This window comes from Cryptosporangium aurantiacum, from assembly GCF_900143005.1.
Lineage (GTDB): Bacteria > Actinomycetota > Actinomycetes > Mycobacteriales > Cryptosporangiaceae > Cryptosporangium > Cryptosporangium aurantiacum.
In genome coordinates this window covers 1-1,863 of sequence record NZ_FRCS01000043.1, presented here as the reverse complement: position 1 = coordinate 1,863, position 1,863 = coordinate 1, and the positions used below count along the sequence as shown (strand labels likewise).

The following is a 1,863-nucleotide window of genomic DNA, read 5'->3' as shown; positions in this document are numbered from 1 at the left end:
GTGGGTCCAGGCGGGTGGGCGGTCGCAGCCGTGGAAGCGGCATCCGCCGTCGCGGGCGACCAGGACGCGGCGCATGGCGGGTGGGGGGACGCGGTAGAGGCGTCCGGCGTTGATCGGCACGTCAGCGGGGTCGAGAACCACGCGGTTGATGCCGGCGTCGCAACTGAGGCGGCGGACGGCGTCGGGGGAAAGCAGCCCGCCGTATTCAGTGATGCCTCCCGTGCCGGGAGTGGGCATGCCGGTGCGGCGTCCGGTCACCCCGGCGATCGCCTCGGCCAACGCTCGATCCCGGGCAGCGCCCCACTCCGGCGGGCCCGCATCCGCCAGGTCCGCGTCCGCCAGGTCCGCGTCGGCCAGTCCCGCGCCCGCCAGGCTCCTATCCGCGAGGCCCCTATCCGCGAGGCTCGCGTCCGCTGGGCTCGTATTCGTTGGAGCCGCGCTGGGCAGGTGCGCGTCTGGCAGAGCGGTGCCGGGCGGGGCGCTGGTGTCGGGTGAGGTTTGCGGGGCGAGTTCATCGGCCCACACCGCCAACACGGCATCCCAGTCGATGCCGGTGCCCCCGGTGTCGTCGGGGTGTTCGGCCCAGTCGGGTGGGATCGGGGCCGGGTCGTCGTCCAGGTAGGCCCATCCGGCGGTGAGGGCGTCGTCGCCGTCGAACCGGATCGGGGCCTTGAGCCGGCGTCGTTTCCGGCCTGCCCGGCTGCTGTGCTGTAGATCCCGGGCGTGCACGAGCACCGCCAGGTGGGGTTGTTCACCGCCGTGGGTCGGGAGGTTCGCGGTGTCCAGGCCCAACCGGAACAGTTCCGCGAGCGCGTCGTGGCGACGCTGGCACGGGCTTCGGTCGTCCTCGGTGTCCCGCCGGCCCGAAGCGGCATTCAAATACGTCTGCGCCAGCGCACCGGCCTCCGGAGTCAACGTCCCGGCCAAATCCCAGGCCCCACCGAACGTTTGCGCGTGGTAGACCGCACGGTCGGCCTCATCCGGGCCATCACCGCCGTCGTTGTCGTCCTCGGTTTCCGGGCACAGATACGCCTCGATCCGCTTAGAGACGTGCTTCAACGCGGCCGGGTCCATCGTCAACGCCGGACCCAGCAACGCGTTGACGGCTTCATCCGCCAGGTCCGGGCCGACCTTCTTCGCTAACCGGGCGGCGACCAACACATGCGCCCGCGACACCCGACCGGCCCGGAACGCCTCCGCGAACACCGGGTCGTCGGGCAGATGCCGGGCCACGTCCACCAGCTCCGAGGACTCCACCGGCGACACATGCAACCGGGCCCGCAGCCACGACTTGGTCGACACCGCTCCGTCGTACTCCACCGCGCCCCGCTGATGCACCACACCCACCGCCGCGACCAGCGCGGCGTCGATCTGCGACCGGACCCGGTGCAGCTCCCGCGTCCGTTCGCACAAGGCTCCGTCGGGGTCGCCGGTGAGGTCCTCACCAGCAACGACGGCCGCTGCTGCGGCTAACCGTCCGAGGCCTGTGTCCATACCCGCAACCCTATTCATCGCACACCCGTACGGGTATCGGGTGAACGGCATACCCCGGCCCTATGCCGAACGGTGTAGGCAGCCGAAGAACCCGTCACGCGAGAACGGGACGCCCAGTCCATGTGGCGGGTCGCTCGACACCCGCGAGCCCTGCGCGGCGAATCGCCGACGTGGTCCCGAGGGGTGCCTGGGCAGGCGTGAAGGTGGTGGAGAACGCCCCCAGCCGGCCCGCTCCCAGGAGCGAACTCGTGGAAGCCCGGAACGATGAGGCCAAAAGCACGCCAGAACGAGCCCCCGGCCGCATCGATCGACCGAGCCACACGCTCCTCAGCCGCCCCATCCCGGGAGGTGCCACGCCGAGCAACGCGC

General features: G+C 71.4%; 1 protein-coding gene. It reads right to left on the bottom strand.

Annotation, left to right across the window (positions count from 1 at the left end; translation table 11 throughout):
- On the bottom strand, positions 1-1,494 hold a 1,494-nt coding region (locus BUB75_RS43995), incomplete at its 3' end, for a DUF222 domain-containing protein (protein WP_178380149.1).
- Positions 1,495-1,863: the final 369 nt, after the last annotated feature.